The following is a 19,990-nucleotide window of genomic DNA, read 5'->3' as shown; positions in this document are numbered from 1 at the left end:
ACGACCAATAAGGAGAATTTGCATGAGAAAGAAGCTCATCTGTCTGTTGGTGGCGGGGAGTTTGCCTGGCTTTGCCATGGCAGATGCCACCAGCGACCAGATCAAGGCGCTCCAGGCCCAGCTCAACGCACTGCAGAAGGAAGTGAAACAGTTGCGCTCGGAAGTCGCCAGCAAGCCCAAGGCAACGGCTGCGGCTGCAGCACCCGTAGTGGCCCCTGCCCCGGCGGTGGCCGCCGCGCCGGTCGACATCTCTTCGCCGGATTACGGCAAGGCGCAAGCGACGTTGACCAACGACGACGTGACGTCGATGAAACAGCAGATCGCCAATCAGCAGCTGAAGGTGGATTCGCTGGAAGACGCGGCGAATACGGGGCCGATCGCGGGTTTGTCGGTGACGGGCTATATCGATCCGACCTACATCTATAACCGCGCGCAGAGCAGTTCGTCGTTCCTGTTCGCGAACCACGAAAGCAGCTACAACTACTTCAACAGCACGTTCGGCGATCTGTACCTCGACATCAAGAAGACCTTCGGTGTCGGCCCGATGGCGCCGTCGGCCGAAATCACCTTGATGCCGAACCGCGGCAACGGCATTACACTGCTGCAGAACGAGCATGGCGACATCGGCAACAACATTCTGAACACGGCAGTCATCAATGTGCCGATCACGGCGAGCACGACGTTCGTGGCCGGTTTGATTCCGAGCTTCGGCGGCTATGAGGTGCAGCAATCGAACCAGATGCTCACGCTCACGCACAACCTGCTGTACGACTTCTCGGATCCGGGCAGCTACATCGGCGCCGGCGCGAACTACACGGCGGGCAACTGGGCGTGGAAGTTCTTCCTCGGCAACGAACAGTACCGCACGTACGGCGCGACCACCCAGATCGGCACCAACTCGCTGGGCGATCCGATCACCACCAGCAACAAGATCCCGACCTTCACGGCACGTACGGACTACACATGGTCGAGCGCACTGGATGTGGGCGGCTCGATCAACATTGGCCGTCAGACGCTGCCTAGCGCGATCGATCCGAACACCGGCACGGTGGCCTACGGCGTAGGCGGCAACTCGCCGAGCGCGGGCGGTACCTTCTTCTTCGGCGAAGCCGACCTGACCTACCTGCTCGCCGACGTGCAGTACAACGCCGAAGTCGACTACGGTCAGCAGCAGAACGGTGCGTTCAACGGCGGCCAGGCGCAATGGTACGGTCTCTCGCTGCTCGCGCACCGCAAGTTCACGCTGCCGGTGGTGGGCCGCATGGGCGCGACGCTGCGTTATGACGTGCTGGTCGACAGCAAGAACGGCGGCGGCGGCGGTGGCATCGCGCTGAACGGCAACGGCATGGATACGTCCAACGGCTTCGGTATCGGCGCGGACTGCCTCGCCAATTCGAAGGCGAACGGCGGTCTCGGCTTCGAGTGCAAGGGCGCCACCCGTCAGGACGTCTCGCTCGATCTGTTGTTCTACCCGACCCAGCAGATCACGGTCAAGGTGGAATACCGTCACGACTGGGCCAACAAACAGGTGTTCCTGAAGAACGACGGTTCGTACGGCAAGTCCAACGACCTGCTCGCGACGCAGTTCATCTACTCGTTCTAAAACGACCCGCCTCATCGCGTGGCCCCGCTTGACGGCGGGCCACGCGCCACGGCCTCTTCTGCCTGCCCTGCCTATGCTCCAATTCTCAAACCAGCCTCACGTCGCCTCGTATTACGCAGCAACGGCCAACGACACCACGCGCCATTCCCCGCTCGAAGAGACGCTCAACGTCGACGTCTGTGTGATCGGCGCGGGCCTCACCGGCATCTCGGCTGCGTTGAATCTCGCTGAGCGCGGTCATTCGGTCGCGGTACTCGAAGCATCGAAAGTCGGATGGGCCGCGAGCGGGCGCAATGGTGGTCAGTTGATCGGCGGCTTTGCCTGCGATATCGATACATTCGCGAAGTTCATGCCCGCGGATGACGTGAAGCGTGTTTGGGACATGGGGCTAGAGACGCTCGACATCGTCAAGGAGCGCGTCGCGAAGCATCAGATCGACTGCGACCTGACCATCGGCTATCTGACTGCGGCGAACAAGCCGCGCGATACGGATGCGTTGCAAAAATGGCGCGATGAAGCGCAACGGCGCTTCGGCTATGACCGCTTCAGTTATGTCGATGCCGATGGCGTTAGCAGCTATGTTCAATCGCAACGCTACCTCGGTGGATTGTTCGATGCGGATAGCGGCCATCTGCACCCGTTGAATTACACGCTCGGTCTGGCGCGCGCGGCACGCGCCGCCGGCGTGCGGATTTTCGAAGACAGTTGCGTCACCGCGTTGCGCCAGGAAAACGGCCGGCATGTGGCCGACACCGCGCGCGGCACGGTGAATGCGCAATTCGTCGTGCTCGCCTGCAATACGTATCTCGGCCAACTCGCGCCGGATGTCGCCAGCAAGATCATGCCGGTCGGCACTTACGTGATCGCCACCGAACCGCTCGACCCCGATCGCGCCGAAGCATTAATGCCGGCGAAAGCGGCCGTGTGCGACAGCCGCTTCGTGCTCGACTATTTCCGGCCCGCTCCCGACAACCGTTTGCTGTGGGGTGGCAAAGTCAGCTACTCGAAGCTCGCGCCGCGCAATCTTGGTGAAGCAATGCGGCGCGATATGCTGAAGACCTTCCCGCAACTCGACGACGTCAAAATCGACTATGCGTGGGGCGGTTTCGTCGACATCACGATGAATCGCGCGCCGCATTTCGGCCGGCTGTCGCCTACGGTGTATTTCGCGCAGGGCTTCTCCGGCCACGGCGTGAACACCACTGGGCTCGCGGGCAAACTGATCGCCGAAGCGATCGACGGCCAGGCGTCCCGCTTCGATCTGTTCGGCAAGATTCGTCACCGCGACTTCCCGGGCGGCGCTACACTGCGCACCCCTGCCCTCGTACTCGCGATGGCCTGGTATCGAATGAAGGACCTGCTCTGATGAATGCTCCGACGCCTGGCTTCAATACCCTCGACCGGCGCGCCGACGCGCTGATCGCCAACTCCTATTACGAGGCGAGCGCCGCCCGTCCGCTAACGGACGATCCCGTGCTCGACGGCACGCTCGAGGCCGATGTCTGTGTGATCGGCGCGGGTTTCGCCGGTTTGTCGGTAGCGCTCGAATGCCGGGCGCGCGGTTTGTCGGTGGTGGTGCTCGATGCGCACCGCCCTGGTTGGGGCGCGTCGGGCCGTAACGGCGGTCAGACGCTGGTCGGCTTCGCCAAGGACGAGATCATCGAGCGGCAACTCGGACTCGACGGCGCCCGCGCGGCGTGGGCGATGTCGGTGGAAGGCGTGGCTCTGGTGCGCGAACGCATCGAACGCTACGGGATCGATTGCGATTTCACCTCCGGCTATCTGACAGTGGCGACCAAACCGAAACGTGTGCCGGATTTGCGTTCGTGGATGGATTCGGCCTCGCAACGCTGGGGTTATACGAAACTCGCGTGGCTCGATACCGACGAAGTGCGTTCACGCGTCGCTTCGCGGCGCTATCTGGCCGGCGTCTACGATCCGTTTTCCGGTCATCTGCATCCGCTCAAATACTGCCTCGGCCTCGCCGATGCGGCACGTCGTGAAGGTGCGCAACTGTTCGCGCATTCGCCAGTGATCGAAGTGGTGCGCGGTGCGCGGCCTATTGTGCGTACCGCTGGCGGCGAAGTACGCTGCCGCTTCGTCGCGGCGTGCGGCAACGCGACAATCGGCGACGTGTTGCCCGCGCCGGTCGCCGCGCGCATCGCGCCGATCGCGTCTTACATCGTCGCCACGGAGCCGCTCGGCCAGGCACGCGCGGACGCGTTGATCAAAGGGCGTGAAGCGATTTGCGACAACAACTTCTTCCTCGATTATTTCCGCTTGTCGGCTGATCATCGCGTGCTGTTCGGCGGACGTGCCAGTTCGACCGGAGCCTCGCCTGTGCAGCTCGGTGAAGAGATTCGCAAGCGCATGATCGGCGTGTTTCCGCAACTCGCCGATGTGCGAATCGATTATGCATGGGGTGGTTTCGTCGACGTGACGCGCAATCGCGCGCCCGATTTTGGCTCGATCGATCCGAACTACTTTTATGTGCAGGGCTTTTCCGGGCATGGCGTGGCGTTGACCGGGATTGCCGGACGCGTAATTGCAAAGGCCATGGCCGGTGAAACGGCGGCTTTCGATCTATTCGCGCAGTTACGGCATGCGCGTTTTCCAGGCGGCCCGGCGCTGCGTGGGCCGGCGCTCGAACTCGGGATGATGTATCACCGGATTCTGGAACTGTTCTAGGCGCTGGTCCGGCGGTGTGGTTGACGCATGCCGATACGCAAGCGCTTCACCGCCGCTGCGGCCCAAACATACGTCCCAACGCACGCGCAAGTTCCTTGACGACGGCATCGGCCGTCGGACGATGAAGCAGCGCGATATCCATCGTTTCAATTGAAGGTAGCCCGCTTTTCGGCGTCAGCACGACGTGATCCGCCGTCACAGCGCGCGCGGGCAGCAGACTGACACCAAGACCATCGGCCACAGCCGCCTGGATGCCGCTCAGGCTCGAACTGATGAAGCTCATCCGCCAGCGGCGGCCGAGGCCTTCGATCGCATTGGTCATCTCGTCACGGTATAGCCCGCGGGGCGGAAATGCGACGATGGGAACCGGCTCCAACTGGATCGACGGGTTCTTCGCACTGTCAATCCACCTCAATTGCTCCGGCCAGCATGCGACTGCCTCGCGGCTGTTGCGCCGCTGTTTCACGAGGATCAGATCGAGATCGCCGCGATCGTAGCTGTTCCCCAGATCGCGGCTCAACCCGCTCGTCACTTCCAGCTTCACCTGCGGATGCTTGCGGTTGAACGCGGCGAGCATATGGGTTGTCGGGCCGCCGACGAAATCCTCCGGCACGCCCAGCCGGACCGTCAAACCCACCGTCGCGCCCGAGAGCACCTCGATCATTTCGTCGTTGAGGGCAAGCATGCGGCGCGCGTAAGCGAGCAGGGTTTCGCCGGCATCGGTCGGACTCACGTCACGGCTGCCGCGCTCGAGAAGCTTGTGACCTGCCATCTCCTCCAGCCGCCGCACTTGCTGGCTCACGGTGGATTGCGTGGAATGAAGCCGCGCGGAAGCTGCCGTGAAGGTACCGCAATCGGCCACCATGACGATGGCCTTCAGCAGATCCAGATCGAACAACGGGGTACGTGCTTTGGGATTGGACTTCATTGAAGGCGACCTGATAACGGCATACGTATAACCGATGGTATTCGATTTCCCACTGACACGCATTTGAACATTTAATTTTTGAATGTCGGGTGAGATCGATAACATCACAAAAATGTCGATGCCGACGGCCTTTCATTGGCCTTTCATCGCTTGCTCAATGGCCAATTATTCCGCTTCGACATCAGACAAAAAACTCGAATGCAAAGCGGTGCGCGATACGACGCGGCCGTGACAGCAGAAGAAAAGTCACGACAAGACAACTATCCGGAGACATGCATGAAGAGGACGCAGTTGAGAACAGCAAGACGACGCCGCTCGTGGGCGCCGAGACAAGGAAGCAGCCGATGAAACTCCGATTTCTGCTGGCCGCGCTGCCCTTCATCGGCATTTATTCGGGCGGCACGCTCGCCGCCAGTACACCACTGCTGTTCGGCCTGCCATTTTTGCTGGTGTGGAATCTGTTCTGGATGGCAGCAACGGCCGCCATTCTCGCGATCATCTATTGCCTCGACAGCCGTGACGAAGCGGCAAGCGCGAGCGAACGCGCGGGAGGCGGACAATGAATCCGGCACTCGTCATCATTGTCCTGTTCGCCCTCTTCGCGCTGGCGGTCGGCCTGTATGCGCGCCGCGGCAAGACGCTCAGCCTCGAACAATGGGCCGTGGGCGGCCGCGGCTTCGGCTCGCTGCTCACCTTCCTGTTGATGGCGGGTGAGGCGTTCTCGACCTTCTCGTTTCTCGGCGCGAGCGGCTGGACCTATAGCAAGGGCGTGCCGGCGTTCTACATCCTCTCGTATGGCTGTCTCGCGTACGTGTTCGGTTACTGGATGTTGCCCGCCATCTGGCGCTATGCGAAGGAACGCGGCCTCGTGTCGTTCGCCGATTATTTCGCGTCGAAGTACGATAGCCGCGCCATCGGCGTTCTGGTATCGATCGTGGCCGTCTTCGCGATGGTGTCGCTTCTGATCATCCAGTTGCGCGGTCTCGGCATTATCGTCTCCGAGATGTCGTATGGCGTGATCTCGCAGGACACGGCGATCTGGATCAGCGCGACCTTGATGGTGCTGTACATGAGCGTCTCAGGCATCCATGGTTCGGCGAGTATTGCGATTTTCAAGGACGTGCTGATCCTCGGTCTCGCGATTTTTCTCGGCACCTATTTGCCGCTACACTACTTTGGCGGCTTCGGCGAAATGTTCGCGCGCATCGACGCCGTGCATCCGGAACTGCTGCGCATGCCGGAGCGCGGTTTCAATCTGAGCTGGTACAACTCCACGCTTCTGCTGACGTCGCTTGGCTACTACCTGTACCCGCACGGCTTCACCGCCGTCTATGTGGCGCGCGACGCGTCGGCGCTGCGCAAGAACACCATGCTGATGCCGATCTATCAGGTGTTGATCGCATTCCTGTTCCTCGTCGGCTTCGCCGCGGTATTGACCGTGCACGGACTCGAAGGCGCGCGGACCGATCTCGCGCTGCTGCGGCTCGTCAAGCAGACGTTCCCGTCGTGGTTCGTCGGGATTGTCGGCGGCGCCGGTCTGCTCACGGCGTTGGTACCAGGCTCGCTGATCATGCTCAATGCGTCGACGATGATCGCTCGCAATATTTATCGCGAAGGCTTCGCCCCGCAGGCAAGCGACCGGCAAGTCGGGCGCGTCGCGCGCATCGCGTTGCCGCTGTTTACGCTGGTGGTCGTCTATTTCGTGCTGCATGGCGGCTCGAACTTCGTCGCGCTGGCGATTTTCTCGTCGAGCCTGCTGACGCAACTGGTCCCCATGCTCGCGTCAAGTTTCCTGACGCGCCCATTCGGCACTCGGGAAGCGGCATTCGGCGGCATCTTTGCCGGCGCGATCGTGCTGGCGCTGGTCAACTGGCGCGGCATGACATTGGCCTCGGTTTTCCCGGCCGCGCCGATTGCCTTTACCTCCATCAATACCGGCCTTGTCGCGCTGTTCGCCAATGCCGTGGTATTCATTGCAATCAGCGCCGCGCAGCGCGCGCTGCAGGCCCGCATCGCCACCTCCGTCGAATCGGTATGACCAACATGACTCACGCTCTTCTCCTCTCCAACGTGCGGCTGGCCGACGGCCAAGCGGTTTCCGTAGCGCTCGCCGACGGCCGCATCACCGCGCTCGGGCCGCAGGTCGAAGCGCCGGCCGGTGCGTTAGTCGAAGACGGCGGCGGTGCCTTGCTGCTGCCGGGTTTCGTCGAAGGGCACACGCACCTCGACAAAAGCCACTGGGGCCGTCCGTGGTATCGCAACGAAGTCGGACCCACGCTGGTCCACCGCATCAGCAACGAGCGCGCATGGCGCAAGACCTCGGGACACGATGCGGCGGTCCAGTCGCTCGCGCTGGCGCGGGCATTCGTGCAGGCCGGCACCACGCGCCTGCGCACTCACGTCGACGTCGATACCGATGCGCGGCTGCGGTATGTCGACGGTGTGCTCGAGACGCGACAGACCCTGCGCGATGTGCTGGACATGCAGATCGTCGCGTTTCCGCAGTCGGGCATGTTGATCCGTCCCGGCACGGTCGAACTGCTCGGCAACGCGCTCGCCGAAGGCGCCGACGTGCTCGGCGCGCTCGATCCCGCGTTGATCGACGGCGATCCCGTCGCGTCGCTGAACGCGACCTTCGAGCTCGCGGAACGCTACCGCAAGCCGATCGACATCCATCTGCACGAGCCCGGCGAAGTCGGCGCCTTCACGCTGAAACTGCTGCTCGATCGCGTCGAGGCAATGGGCATGCAGGGCCGGGTTGTCGTGAGTCACGCGTTCTGCCTCGGCGCGTTGCCGGAACGTGAACGCGACGCGCTGCTCGAACGGATCGCGCATTTACGCGTGGCGCTTCTGACCAGTGCGCCGCCGTCTCGCCCCGTTCCGCCGCTCAAAATTTGCAGGGACAAAGGCGTGACGATCTTCGGCGGCAACGATGGCATTCGCGATACCTGGTCGCCGTACGGCGTGCCGGACATGCTCGAGCGCGCGATGCTGATCGGCATGCGCTACGACTTGCGGCGCGACGACGACCTCGAGATCGCATTCGACTGCGTGAGCCATGCTGCCGCTCAAGGCTGCGGTTTCAGCGATTACGGTCTGCGCGTCGGCGCACGCGCGGACCTCGTGCTGGTCGATGCGCAATCCGTGGCACATGCCGTGGTTGCCCGGCCCACGCGCAAGCTGGTCGTGGCGAACGGACGTATCGTCGTGCGCGACGGCGCGCTGATCGACGTCAATGCGGGGTAAGACGCGTGCAGTCCTCACGAGAAGAGTCTTCATTCATGAGCAGTGAGCAACGCGTCGATGTGCTGATCGAGCATGGCTGCGTCATCACACTCGACCCCGCACGTCGCGTCATCGACGATGGCGCGGTGGCAATCAAAGGCGATCGTATCGTCGCTGTCGGTGAGACAGGTGAGCTGGCGCGGCAATACCAGGCCGACCGCGTGATCGACGCGCGCCGCAAGGCCGTGTTGCCGGGCCTGATCGACGCGCATGCGCATGCCGGGCACGCGATGCTCAGGACGATTGGCGGCGCGAACGGCGATGCGTGGTCGGCGGCGTGCGAGGCGATCTATACGCGCGCATCGGACGAAACGTTCTGGGAAATGGAATCGCATCTGGCGGCACTCGAACGCCTCAAAGCGGGCGTGACGACGGGCGTATCGCTGCTCGGCGGCGGCGATTCGATCATGCGCGTGGACGACCCCGTCTATGCGCGGCGCCACTGTGACGCAGTGGTGAGAACAGGCACCCGCTCGATCGTCGCGGTGGGTCCGTCGCGGCCACCCGAGCCGCGCGCCTATACGCAGCACGGGGCGAACGGCAGCGTGACGCGCGAGATCGATTTCGCGCAGATGCTCAGCGTGTGCGAAGAGATCATCGACGCATGCCATGGTGACGCCAACGGCCGCATCCAGATTGCGTTGACGCTGCCCGTCTACGCCCCGCAGCACTATCCCGAGCACGCGGCGTACGAGCACACCTTCCGGCATCAGGCCGAGCGCTACATGGCCTTGGCCCGCGAACGCGGTCTAAGCTTCACGCAGGACGGTCATCGCGACGGTTCGCTGGATTTCGCGCATCGTGAGCTGGGGCTGCTGAACGCGAAGTCGTTCATGTCGCACGCCATCGATCTCAGCGCCGCGGACATCGCGGCATGTGTCGAAACCGGCGCCTCGATCGTGCACAACCCAAGCGCGATCATGTCGATCATTGGACGTTGCCCGGTGCCGGAACTCATCGACGCCGGCGTGACGGTGGCGATCGGCTCCGACGGCGCGGCACCCGACCGCGGCTACGACATGTTCCGCCACATCTGGCAATGCATGCACTACCACCGCCGTCATTTTCGCGACCCGGACGTCCTGCCGCACGGCAAGGTGCTCGAAATGGTCACCATCGATGCGGCTAAAGCGCTGTCGCTCGACGATCAAATCGGTTCGCTCGAAGTGGGCAAGCAGGCCGACATCATTCTGGTCGACCTCTACAAGCCGCACCTCATGCCGATGAATATGCCCGTCCATCGCGTCACCTGTTTCGCGAATGCCGGCGACGTATGCATGACCATGGTCGGCGGCAAAGTTCTCATGGAGAACTACCGCGTGTTGTCGGTCGACGAAGGGGACATACTCGAACGCGTGTCGGCGGCCGCGGATCGCACGTTCGACCGCGCAGGCCTGCGGCATCTGCTGGAGGCGCCGCCGACGCTGTGGCGGCATAGTCATTATTGAGGCCTCGGCGGGCTTTATCGCGGTGCGCTGAGCGTCACAACTTCATATGCCTGTTGACGTGCCTGGACAGCGCGCCGCGCAACCGCCGCTTGAGCCTGCTTGCACCCCTTCCCGCGCGCCGCCTGGCGCGATCTGACATTTCCACCTGCCCTCGCCGCGCGCGTTCCGTGCGGACGCAGCCACGCGTCGCCCCTGGCGTTTACCCGGGAAACCCATTTTGTTGACTATTTATCGATAAATTATCGTGTTAGATTTCGTCGCCCGCGAGCCGTTGCAACCTGGCGCAACCCGCCATCCACCCTATGCAACCGGCTCTCGCCAAGCGTCCAAAGCGGCGCGCGCAGCGGCAAAACAACGACATAGCAGCGATATAGCAGCGACACAGGAGAAACACGATGTGGGTTTTGATTGGGGTGCCGATCGTGGTACTCGGCTTTGCATTGCGCTTCAACGCGCTACTGGTGGTGACGATCGCGGGGATCGCGACCGGCGTGGCAGGTGGCTTGCAATCCGTGGAGATCGTCAGCGCATTCGGCAAGGCGTTCGCGGATAACCGCTACATGGGCCTGATCTGGCTCACGCTGCCCGTGATCGCGCTGCTCGAACGCAACGGCCTGAAAGAACAGGCCAAACACCTGATTTCACGTTTGCACGCCGCCACCACCGGGCGCGTGCTGATGCTGTATTTCGTGATTCGCCAGATCACCGCCGCGCTCGGACTCACATCGCTCGGCGGACATGCGCAGATGGTGCGGCCGCTGATCGCGCCGATGGCCGAGGCAGCCGCCGCCAATCGCTACGGCGAGCTGCCCGACGCAGTGCGTCAGCAGATTCGCGCGAATGCGTCGGCGGTCGACAACATTGCCGTGTTCTTCGGCGAAGACATTTTCATTGCGATCCAGTCGATCCTGCTGATCAAGGGCTTCCTCGAACAGAACGGCGTCATGGTCGAACCGCTGCAGGTGTCGGTCTGGGCCATTCCCACCGCGATCGCCGCACTCGTGATTCACGTCGTGCGCCTGATGCTGCTCGACCGCAATCTGTCGCACAAAATGACCACGCTGGGCGTGGAACGGGCCCAGGCACGAGGTATCGCACAATCATGATCAAGCTCGAATCCCTCTACGTGCTGGCCGGTTTGATGTTTGCCGCGTTCGCCCTCTTCAATCTGCAGGACCGCTCGAATCCGCGCCGCGTCGTCAACTTTCTGTTCTGGGGCATCTATGCGGTCACCTTCATGTTCGGCGGAGAACTGCCGCATTTCGTGACCGGCTGCCTTGCCATCGCGCTCGCCGTGATCGCCGGTTCGGGCAAGCTGGGCAAAGGCAAAACGGACACCAACAGCGAAGCGGCCGCCGCGCGCCGCGAAGCGAAAGCACAGCGCTTCGGCAATAAACTTTTCATTCCGGCGCTGCTGATTCCGATCATCACCTTGCTTGGCACCTTGACGCTGAAATACGTCCCGTTCGTCGAAGCGAAGAACGTCACGCTGATTTCGCTGGTGCTCGGCACGCTAGTCGCTTTTGGCACGGCGCTTTTCATGTTGCGCGATTCACCGGTGCACGCGTTGAAAGACGCGCGGCACACCATGGATACCGTGGGTTGGGCCGCCATCCTGCCGCAGATGCTGGCCGCCCTCGGCGCGCTGTTTGCGATCGCCGGTGTGGGCCATGTGGTGTCGGATCTGGTGAAGACCTGGATTCCGGTCGACTCTGCTTTCGCCGTGGTCGCCGCCTATACATTCGGCATGGCGATCTTCACGATGATCATGGGTAATGCGTTCGCGGCCTTTCCGGTCATGACGGCAGGCATCGGCTTGCCGCTGATCGTGCATCAATTTCACGGCAACCCGGCGATTCTCGGCGCTATCGGCATGCTGTGCGGCTTCTGCGGCACTTTGATGACCCCAATGGCGGCCAACTTCAATATCGTGCCGGCCGCGCTGCTGGAACTGAAAGATCAGAACGGCGTGATCAAGGCGCAATGGCCGACTGCTTTACTATTGCTGATCGTCAATACCATACTGTTGTATCTCTTCGTATTCCGCTTTTGAGGAGGCGCCGATGACTGTTCAACTCACTCCCGAATTCGCGTCCAAATTCGCCAATCTCGCACTCGCCCACCTCACGCGCGAGTATCCGAACAAGCTGACGCACTCGCTTGACGGTCCGCAAGACGTGCAGGGTCCGCGCGCCTTGCATCCGATTTTTTACGGCAGCTACGACTGGCATTCTTGCGTGCATGGCTACTGGCTGATCCTGCATCTGCTCGAGCGCTTTCCGGATCTGCCTGAAGCGGAGCGCATCGTCGCGGTGGTCGACGAGCACTTCACCGCCGCGAATGTGGCCGGTGAGCTGGCCTATCTCAACCTGCCGCACAATCGCGGCTTCGAGCGCCCGTATGGGTGGGCGTGGCTGCTTGCACTGAGCGCGCAACTCGAGTCGCTGAAGCGCTCGGAAGCCGCGCGCTGGTCCAAAACGTTCGCGCCGCTTACCCAGTTCTTTGTCGAGCGCTTCGAGGAATTCCTGCCGAAGGCGACCTACCCGTTGCGCGTCGGCACGCACTTCAACATGGCATTCGCGCTGGCGCTCACGCTCGATTTCGCGCGGCAAACTTCGCGTGAACCGCTTGAGGCGTTGCTGGTGAATACGGCCGAGCGCTGGTTTATGAACGATGTCGCCTGCCAGGCCTGGGAGCCCGCCGGCGACGAGTTCCTGTCGCCCTCGCTGATGGAGGCGGAGTTGATGCGCCGTGTCTTGCCGCCCGCGCAATTCGTCGAATGGTTCAGGCGCTTTCTGCCGGAGATTGGCACCAAAAAGCCCGCCACGCTGTTCGAGCCGGTTACCGTGACCGACCGCACCGATGGCAAGATCGCCCACCTGGACGGCCTGAATCTGAGCCGCGCATGGTGCCAGCGTTCGCTGGCCCGCGCGTTGCCCGCCGGGGACGCGCGCCGAACGGTATTGTTCGATTCGGCCGAGCGCCATCTTCAAAGCGCCCTGCCGCACGTGGCCGGTGACTATATGGGCGAACACTGGTTGGGCACGTTCGCCACGCTCGCTCTGGAAGCGTAAGCGATGGGCTGACAGGGCCCTCACTGAAGGCAAAAACGGCGCTGCGAGCGTGAACCGGTTTGGGCAAGCTACCGATTCGCGCTGCAAGCGCCGTTTTCTTTTGCCGCGAGATTCTGGCGCTGCCTGTTACTCCAGGCACGACCCCAGGGATTACTGAGCGGTCAGCTTTTTAGGTTTCGGCGGCGATTGAACCTTGTTGTACTGGAACTCGGGCGTCGCCTTCAACGCATCTTTGGTCGCGCCTGCCAGATAGAAATTGCCTGAACGAATATCGAGCGCAGCGACGGGAACCGCTACGTCATGCGACGCCACGCCGAGGAATCCGCCCGCCGAGACGATTGCAGCGGACAGCGAGCCATCAGGCGCGACCACCAGATCGCGGATCGAACCGATCTTTTCGTTCTGGTCGTTGTACACGGCCTTGCCGAGAATGCTCTTCTTCACACTCCAGCCGCTCAGCAGGGCATTCGACTGCGCGACGGTGACGCTCAAGGGTTGCGTGCCGGCAACTTGTGCCTGTGCACCAAAACTGCTTGCAGCTACCGCGACCACAACAACAAGTTTGCTCACATTCATATCGCTCACTCCGCTCCTGGTAGACTTGACCGGCATAGGGCGCTGCGCCGGGGGAATCGCTGCAAAGCGATCATACAGACTACGCAGCGCGTCTGCATCCAGACTGCCTTCTGCCAATGCCCGGACTCTGCGCAGTCCTACTATCCTGTGGCGGCAGGCTTGCATCACTTACCCGCAAACCCGGTTGCGGTCGCGTCTATACAGCCACTGTAACAACCGCATAACGGTAAAATCGCGTCAGGCGATGACGCCCGTTTAGAGGTGGTAGTTTGACTGAGCTTGAACAGGGTTTCATCTTGACCCGACATTGGCGGGATACGCCCGCCGGCACGGAAGTCGATTTCTGGCTGGCAACAGACGGCGGGCCCCGGCACATCCGCCTGCGGCCCCAGCCTTCGGTGGCCTTCATTCCCGCAGCGCATCGCGAGCGCGTGGAAACGGTCCTGCGCCGCGAGGCGCCGCTCGATCTGCGCCCGCTCGATCTATGCGACTTCCAGCATCGGCCGGTGATGGGGCTTTATTGCCCGCAGTACCGGCAATTGACAGGCTTCGAGAAACGCCTGAAACAAGGCGGCGTCGACGTCTACGAGGCCGACATCTTCCCGCCCGAGCGCTACATGATGGAACGGTTCATCACCGCGCCGGTGTGGTTCAGCGGCGACACGCAAGCAGGCGGCCCGCTTCTGAACAGCGAATTGAAACCGGCTACGAACTACCGGCCGCCACTAAAGCTGGTCTCGCTCGATATCGAAACCAGCGCGCACGCCGAGCTCTATTCGATCGCGCTCGAAGGTTGCGGACAGCGGCAGGTCTATATGCTGGGACCGCCGAATGGCGAGTCCGGCAATGTCGACTTCGACCTCGAATACTGCGAAACCCATGCACAGTTGCTCGAAAAGTTGAATACGTGGCTGGCACGGCACGACCCCGACGCGATCATCGGCTGGAACCTCGTGCAGTTCGATCTGCGTGTGCTGCAACAGCATGCCGAACAATATCGCGTGCCGTTGCGCCTGGGCCGCGGCGGTGCGGTGATGGAATGGCGTGAGCACGGCCACAAGCAGAATCATTTCTTTGCGGGTGCCGCGGGAAGATTGATCATCGACGGCATTGAAGCGTTGCGCTCGGCAACATGGAGCTTTCCATCGTTCAGCCTCGAACACGTCTCGCGTTCGGTATTAGGGGAAGGCAAGGCGATCGACAATCCGAACCAGCGCATGGACGAAATCCAGCGCCGTTTCGACGAGGATAAGCCCGCGCTCGCGCGCTACAACCTGAAAGATTGCGAACTGGTCACCCGTATCTTTGCGAAGACCGAGTTGCTGCCGTTTCTGCTGGAACGCGCCACGGTCACCGGTTTGCCCGCGGATCGCAGCGGTGGATCGGTCGCGGCGTTCACGCATCTGTATATGCCGCGGATGCATCGGCAAGGCTACGTCGCACCGAATCTCGGCGATGTCGCCGGTGCCGCGAGTCCCGGCGGTTTCGTGATGGATTCACGGCCCGGCCTCTACGATTCCGTACTGGTGCTCGACTACAAGAGCCTGTACCCGTCGATCATCCGCACGTTTCTGATCGACCCGGTGGGTCTCGTGGAAGGCATGCTGAATCCCGCCGACGACCAATCGGTGCCCGGTTTTCTCGGCGCACACTTTTCACGCACCCGCCATTGTTTGCCGTCGATCGTGGGCCAGGTGTGGCAAGGGCGCGAAACCGCCAAACGCGAGCACAACAAACCACTATCGCAGGCCCTGAAGATCATCATGAATGCGTTTTACGGCGTGCTGGGATCCACGGGCTGCCGGTTCTTCGACCCGCGTCTCGCGTCGTCGATCACCATGCGCGGCCATGAAATCATGCACACCACGCGTGAGCTCATCCAGGCGCAAGGCTATGAAGTCATTTACGGCGACACGGATTCGACGTTCGTATGGCTGAAGCACGCGCATGGCGAAGAAGATGCGAGCCGCATCGGCCGCGCGCTTGTCGAGCATATCAACGCACAGTGGCGGGAAAATCTGCAAACGCGTTTCGGCCTCGACAGCGCGCTCGAATTGCAATTCGAGCGGCACTACAAGCGCTTTTTCATGCCGACGATTCGCGGCACCGAGGAAGGCAGCAAGAAACGCTATGCCGGCCTGACTATTTTGCCGGACGGCAGCGAGGAGATCGTCTACAAAGGGCTCGAAACAGTGCGCACCGATTGGACGCCGCTCGCCCAGCAGTTTCAGCAGGAACTGTATCGGCGAATCTTCAAGCAACAGCCCTATCAGGATTATGTGCGCGACTATGTGCGCGATACGCTGGAAGGAAAACTGGACGATCAACTGGTGTACCGCAAGCGGCTGCGCAGGCCGCTCGGCGATTACGAGCGCAACGTGCCGCCGCATGTGCGCGCCGCCCGCGCGGCCGACGAGTTCTACCGGCAGCAGGGGCGCCCGTTGCAATATCAGAACGGCGGCTGGATCAGCTACGTGATGACGACCGCCGGACCGGAACCGCTCGAAACGCTGCGCTCGGCGATTGATTACGAGCACTATCTGACACGGCAGTTGCAGCCGGTAGCCGATGCGATTCTGCCGCTCTTGCGCGACGACTTCACGACTTTGGTGTCGGGGCAGAAGCAGTTGTTCTGAGCCGGGGCCAGTGTCGCATCGCGTCGCAAGTTAGCAAGTGACAGCACGGCGCAGGTTCATCGGCCCTGGGACTACTTCGAAATCTTCTCCAGCTCGAGCCCCTTCGTACGCGGCCCCATCAGGCCGATCGCCAGCATCACGATCAGCATCGCGCCGGCGATGAACACGAATACGCCCGACGTGCCGAAGTGCTTCAACACCGAGGCAATCAGAAACGCCGTGAAAATCGCCGAGAAACGGCTCCATGAGTAAACGAAGCCCACCGCGCGCGCACGGATGCTAGTGGGAAAGAGCTCGCTCTGATAGGCGTGAAAGCTATACGAAATGATGTTACCCGCCAGCGTCAAACACACGCCGAGGCTCACCAGCAACACGGCGCCGGACGCCTGACTGAACCACAGCCCGCACACGATATTCACCGCCGCCATCACCACGATCACCGTCTTGCGCTCGAAGCGGTCGCCGATAAAAAGGCCGATCACCGGACCGATCGGCGCGGCCAGCGCAATCACGCTCGAATACATCAGGCTCGTGGTGATCGTAATGCCCTGCTTGATCAGGAGCGTCGGCACCCAGTTCGCAAAGCCGTAGAAGCCGACCGTCTGGAAGATATTGAAGATCGTCATCATCAGCGTGCGGCTGCGGTACGGCGGCACCCACATATCGCGGAAGCTGCCGCGCGGCGCGACCGGCACCGGCGGCGCGGGCGGCGGCAATTCGCGGCCGTACTCGCGGCGCACTTTCGCTTCCAGCTCGCTCATCACGCGATCGGCTTCTGCAAGACGGCCTTGTTGCGCGAGCCAACGCGGGCTTTCCGGCAACGCGCGGCGGATCCACCACACGAACAACGCACCGTGTGCGCCGATCAGTACCACCCAGCGCCACCCGTCGAGTCCGAACAGCGTGCGCGGCACCAGCAGATAGGACAGAAACGCGACCACCGGGACCGCGGTAAAACCGACGGCCTGCTCGCACGCGAACGCGCGGCCGCGAATCTGTTTGGGCACCAGTTCCGAAATATACGTGCCGATCGTCACCAGTTCGACGCCAATGCCGATGCCCGCCACGAAGCGCCAGAAATTCAAACCCGTGGCCGTTTCCTGAAACGCCATCACGACATTGGCCGCCGTGTACCACAGCAATGAATAGGTAAACACGGCGCGGCGTCCGAAACGATCCGCCAGAAAGCCGCATGCGATCGTGCCGATGAACAGCCCGCTGAACAACGCCGCGATAAAACTCGCGACGCCGGTCGAGCCGAACAGGCCGTGCGTGGTCGCCGTCAGCAAGCCGCTTTTGACGAGGCCAGGCGCGACGTAGCCCGAGTACAGCAGGTCGTAAAGTTCGAAGAAGAAGCCGAGGCTCAGCAGCACCACCAGCTTCCAGATGGAGCGCGTGGCGGGCAGGCGGTCGAGCCGCGCGGAGATACTGCCGGCGTCGAGCGTGGCGGACGCCGTAGACGCCGCGGCACTCGCGGTGGCGGCGCTGGTGGCGGATGAAGCCGCGCCGCCGGCGCTGTGCGCGACGGACCCGGTCTGATCGGGGGATGCCATGTTGTTTGTCTCCTGGTAATGCGGGTCATGCTGGCGTTACACAATGATGCACGCCGGGGCCGGTCCCGTGCCGGCCTTTCGTATAGTCGTACTTTCGTACTTCGCGCGTCACGCGCACCACGATGCCGGGCCGCAAGGTCCGGCCAGCATTCTAGCCGCGTGCGCGCTTCAATTGTTCGAAGGTGGTGATTTTTCCCGCCAGCGCGCTCGCCGCGACGGTGTATGGGCTCGCCAGCCACACATTACCCGGCCCCGAACGGCCGGGAAAATTGCGATTGATCGCGCTGATCGTCACCTCGTTCGCCTCGGCCGATTGACCTGGTCCGCAATTCGCGCACGAGCCGCAGCCCGGCATCACGAGTGTCACACCGGCGCGCTCGAAGACCGGCAGATAGCCCTGGCTCTCGCAATACGCGCGCACCGCCATGGTGCCGAATTGCAGGAACAGACGCGTCCCGTCAGGGACCCGCAGACCCTGCTCCACGCCCCAGCGCAAGACCTCGTGATAGAAGTCGAAGTCTTCGCGCTTACCCGCCGTACAGGAGCCGCCATACGCGATATCGATCGCGACGTCCTGCTCCAGTTGCGGCGCCGGCACGCCGTTGCCCGGATCGCCCGGACGCGCGAGCATCGGTTCGATGGCGGTAGCGTCGATGCGGATGGTGTCGCGATAGGCGGCGCCGGAATCGCTTTTCATCCAGTTTTCAAGGGTGAAATCGACGCCGCGGCGTTCCTTCAGAAACGCCACCGTGCGTTCGTCCGGTTCCACGATGCCGGTGAAGCCGCCCAGCTCGGCGACCATGTTGGTGAGCGTCGCGCGTTCGTCGATCGACATCGCGCGCACCGCCGCGCCGCCGTATTCGAACACGAGGCCGATTGCGCCGCCCGAGCGGATCGCATCCATCTGCAACAGATGCAGCACGACGTCTTTCGCGGTGACGCCGTCGCGCAACGCGCCGCCGATCTCGATCCGCAAGGTCTCCGGCACTTTGCAGCGCACATAACCCGTCACCCAGCTATTGGCGATTTCCGTTGCGCCCGCACCGAATGCGAGGCAGCCGAGCGCGCCGGAATGCGGCGTGTGCGAATCGGTGCCACACGCCACCTGTCCCGGCAACGCGTACTGCTCGGCCATCAGCGCATGGCAGATGCCTTCAGAGCCGGGGGCGTTGTCGAGCGCGCCATGCGAGCGCACCGGATAGTCGCGCGAGAAGGACGTATGCCCTTCCATCAGATTGGCGACACCCGGCAGCAAGCCGTCGCGTACGTGGGGAATGCTTTGCGAAGCGAGTACCAGGTGATCCTGAAACGCGATGATGTGATCCGGCGCATGCAGCGGCGCCGGCTTGCCGAACGCGCGATGCATCAGATGCGCGCACATGCCGGTGAAGTAGTCGTGGCTGAAGCGCCAGTCGGCGGCGATGAACACGCCGTCGCCACGCCGCGCGCTATCAATGCCGGGATGAAGATGGCGCTCGATGATCTTCTCGACGAGTGTCTTCGGCTCGGGGGTGTTTGTTGCGTTTGCGGTGCTTGCCGCGCTTGCCGTCTCCCGCACACGCGGCGCCGGCCAGTCCGCGAACTTGCTGTACGCAAGCAGGCCGCCGCTGCGAATGATCTGCTGCGTGAGGGCATCGCGGCCTTTGAGAAACTCATCGATCGGCACGGCCTCGCCCGCGCTCAGACGGTCGAGCACGGAAAAATCCGTGGTCGTGAGAATGCCGATGTTGTCGCAGTTCTGCTGATAGATGCGCTCGAAACTCTCCGCGACGATCAGGCGAATGCCCGCCGACAACTCCGCCAACGGGCTCGATTCACGCGACGAACCCTTGCCGTAGCGCTTGCCCGCCACTGTCACCTGAAAGCCGCCGTCCTTGATCGCGTTGCGGCCGATCGGCATGCGCTCGCCCGCCTTGAAGCCGACGTAGGGATACTGGCCGAGGCGTTCGTCATAGGTGAGCATGACGGTGACCGGCGTGATTTCGTCGGTGGAGACGTTGTCACGCAGCGGGCCGGCGCTCGCCCGCGTGAAATTTTCACCGGCCAGTTGTGCCTCGATCACCGCGGGGTCCTGGGACAGGTACAGCACGCGGCCGTCCAGACGAATCGTATCGCTCATATGCGTTCTCCTTGCGCCCACTATACGGCGCGCGTGCGCGATGCCGAAGTGCCGGTCCGGCAACGCAGACGTCTCGCCTG

Annotated in this window: 15 protein-coding genes; 11 read left to right on the top strand and 4 right to left on the bottom strand. The window is 62.5% G+C overall.

What is annotated here, in order from left to right; translation table 11 throughout:
* Window positions 1–22 precede the first annotated feature (22 nt).
* The 3 genes from PQR53_RS04965 to PQR53_RS04955 all read left to right on the top strand — a co-directional run bounded on the left by PQR53_RS04965 (window position 23) and on the right by PQR53_RS04955 (window position 4,291).
* Window positions 23–1,603 carry a DUF3138 family protein gene (locus PQR53_RS04965; RefSeq protein WP_408451464.1) on the top strand — a complete coding sequence of 527 codons (1,581 nt, stop codon included), beginning with the start codon at window positions 23–25 and terminating at the stop codon, window positions 1,601–1,603.
* A gap of 73 nt (window positions 1,604–1,676) precedes the next feature.
* Window positions 1,677–2,969: an NAD(P)/FAD-dependent oxidoreductase gene (locus tag PQR53_RS04960; protein ID WP_408451463.1), complete on the top strand. Its 1,293-nt coding sequence runs from the start codon at window positions 1,677–1,679 to the stop codon at window positions 2,967–2,969.
* Complete coding sequence (locus PQR53_RS04955; protein WP_408451462.1) at window positions 2,969–4,291, top strand: NAD(P)/FAD-dependent oxidoreductase; 1,323 nt, start codon at window positions 2,969–2,971, stop codon at window positions 4,289–4,291. The genes PQR53_RS04960 and PQR53_RS04955 overlap by 1 nt, the downstream gene beginning before the upstream one ends.
* A 46-nt stretch (window positions 4,292–4,337) precedes the next feature.
* Here the strand turns inward: PQR53_RS04955 and PQR53_RS04950 are convergent, their stop codons facing one another.
* On the bottom strand, window positions 4,338–5,219 hold the full coding sequence (locus PQR53_RS04950; protein ID WP_408451461.1) for a LysR family transcriptional regulator: 882 nt from the start codon (window positions 5,217–5,219) through the stop codon (window positions 4,338–4,340).
* A gap of 344 nt (window positions 5,220–5,563) precedes the next feature.
* Between PQR53_RS04950 and PQR53_RS04945 the strand changes: the two genes are divergently transcribed.
* The 7 genes from PQR53_RS04945 (at window position 5,564) to PQR53_RS04915 (ending at window position 13,026) form a co-directional block, all read left to right on the top strand.
* Window positions 5,564–5,782 (top strand): DUF3311 domain-containing protein, encoded by a 219-nt coding sequence (locus PQR53_RS04945; RefSeq protein WP_408451460.1) that lies wholly within the window; start codon window positions 5,564–5,566, stop codon window positions 5,780–5,782.
* Window positions 5,779–7,257, top strand: coding sequence for a sodium:solute symporter family protein (locus PQR53_RS04940; protein ID WP_408451459.1), 1,479 nt, complete (start codon window positions 5,779–5,781; stop codon window positions 7,255–7,257). The genes PQR53_RS04945 and PQR53_RS04940 overlap by 4 nt, the downstream gene beginning before the upstream one ends.
* Window positions 7,258–7,262: 5 nt before the next feature.
* Complete coding sequence (locus PQR53_RS04935; protein ID WP_408451458.1) at window positions 7,263–8,465, top strand: amidohydrolase family protein; 1,203 nt, start codon at window positions 7,263–7,265, stop codon at window positions 8,463–8,465.
* Window positions 8,466–8,500: 35 nt separating this feature from the next.
* Window positions 8,501–9,952 (top strand): amidohydrolase family protein, encoded by a 1,452-nt coding sequence (locus PQR53_RS04930; protein WP_408451457.1) that lies wholly within the window; start codon window positions 8,501–8,503, stop codon window positions 9,950–9,952.
* Between the two features lie 395 nt (window positions 9,953–10,347).
* The gene (locus PQR53_RS04925) at window positions 10,348–11,058 is read left to right on the top strand and encodes a DUF969 domain-containing protein (protein WP_408451456.1); all 711 of its coding nucleotides are present in this window, start codon (window positions 10,348–10,350) and stop codon (window positions 11,056–11,058) included.
* The gene (locus PQR53_RS04920) at window positions 11,055–12,005 is read left to right on the top strand and encodes a DUF979 domain-containing protein (protein ID WP_408451455.1); all 951 of its coding nucleotides are present in this window, start codon (window positions 11,055–11,057) and stop codon (window positions 12,003–12,005) included. The genes PQR53_RS04925 and PQR53_RS04920 overlap by 4 nt, the downstream gene beginning before the upstream one ends.
* 10 nt (window positions 12,006–12,015) lie before the next feature.
* Window positions 12,016–13,026 (top strand): DUF2891 domain-containing protein, encoded by a 1,011-nt coding sequence (locus tag PQR53_RS04915; RefSeq protein ID WP_408451454.1) that lies wholly within the window; start codon window positions 12,016–12,018, stop codon window positions 13,024–13,026.
* Window positions 13,027–13,176: 150 nt separating this feature from the next.
* On the opposite strand, the gene PQR53_RS04910 is transcribed toward PQR53_RS04915, so the two are convergent.
* Window positions 13,177–13,602, bottom strand: a complete 426-nt coding sequence (locus tag PQR53_RS04910; RefSeq protein ID WP_323046837.1) for a PRC-barrel domain-containing protein — start codon at window positions 13,600–13,602, stop codon at window positions 13,177–13,179.
* Between the two features lie 269 nt (window positions 13,603–13,871).
* Here PQR53_RS04910 and PQR53_RS04905 point away from each other — a divergent pair, with 269 nt between their 5' ends.
* Window positions 13,872–16,238: a DNA polymerase II gene (locus tag PQR53_RS04905; RefSeq protein ID WP_408451453.1), complete on the top strand. Its 2,367-nt coding sequence runs from the start codon at window positions 13,872–13,874 to the stop codon at window positions 16,236–16,238.
* Between the two features lie 71 nt (window positions 16,239–16,309).
* Here the strand turns inward: PQR53_RS04905 and PQR53_RS04900 are convergent, their stop codons facing one another.
* Together PQR53_RS04900 and PQR53_RS04895 are read right to left on the bottom strand one after the other, a co-directional pair.
* Entirely contained in the window at window positions 16,310–17,791 is a 1,482-nt protein-coding gene (locus PQR53_RS04900) for an MFS transporter (RefSeq protein WP_408451452.1), read from the bottom strand.
* Between the two features lie 151 nt (window positions 17,792–17,942).
* Window positions 17,943–19,910 (bottom strand): aconitase family protein, encoded by a 1,968-nt coding sequence (locus PQR53_RS04895; RefSeq protein ID WP_408451451.1) that lies wholly within the window; start codon window positions 19,908–19,910, stop codon window positions 17,943–17,945.
* Window positions 19,911–19,990 lie beyond the last annotated feature (80 nt).

The sequence above is a fragment of the Paraburkholderia fungorum genome (assembly GCF_046027605.1).
Lineage (GTDB): Bacteria > Pseudomonadota > Gammaproteobacteria > Burkholderiales > Burkholderiaceae > Paraburkholderia > Paraburkholderia fungorum_F.
Note: the sequence above shows the minus strand (reverse complement) of the source record. Positions and strands in the feature narration are given on the sequence as shown.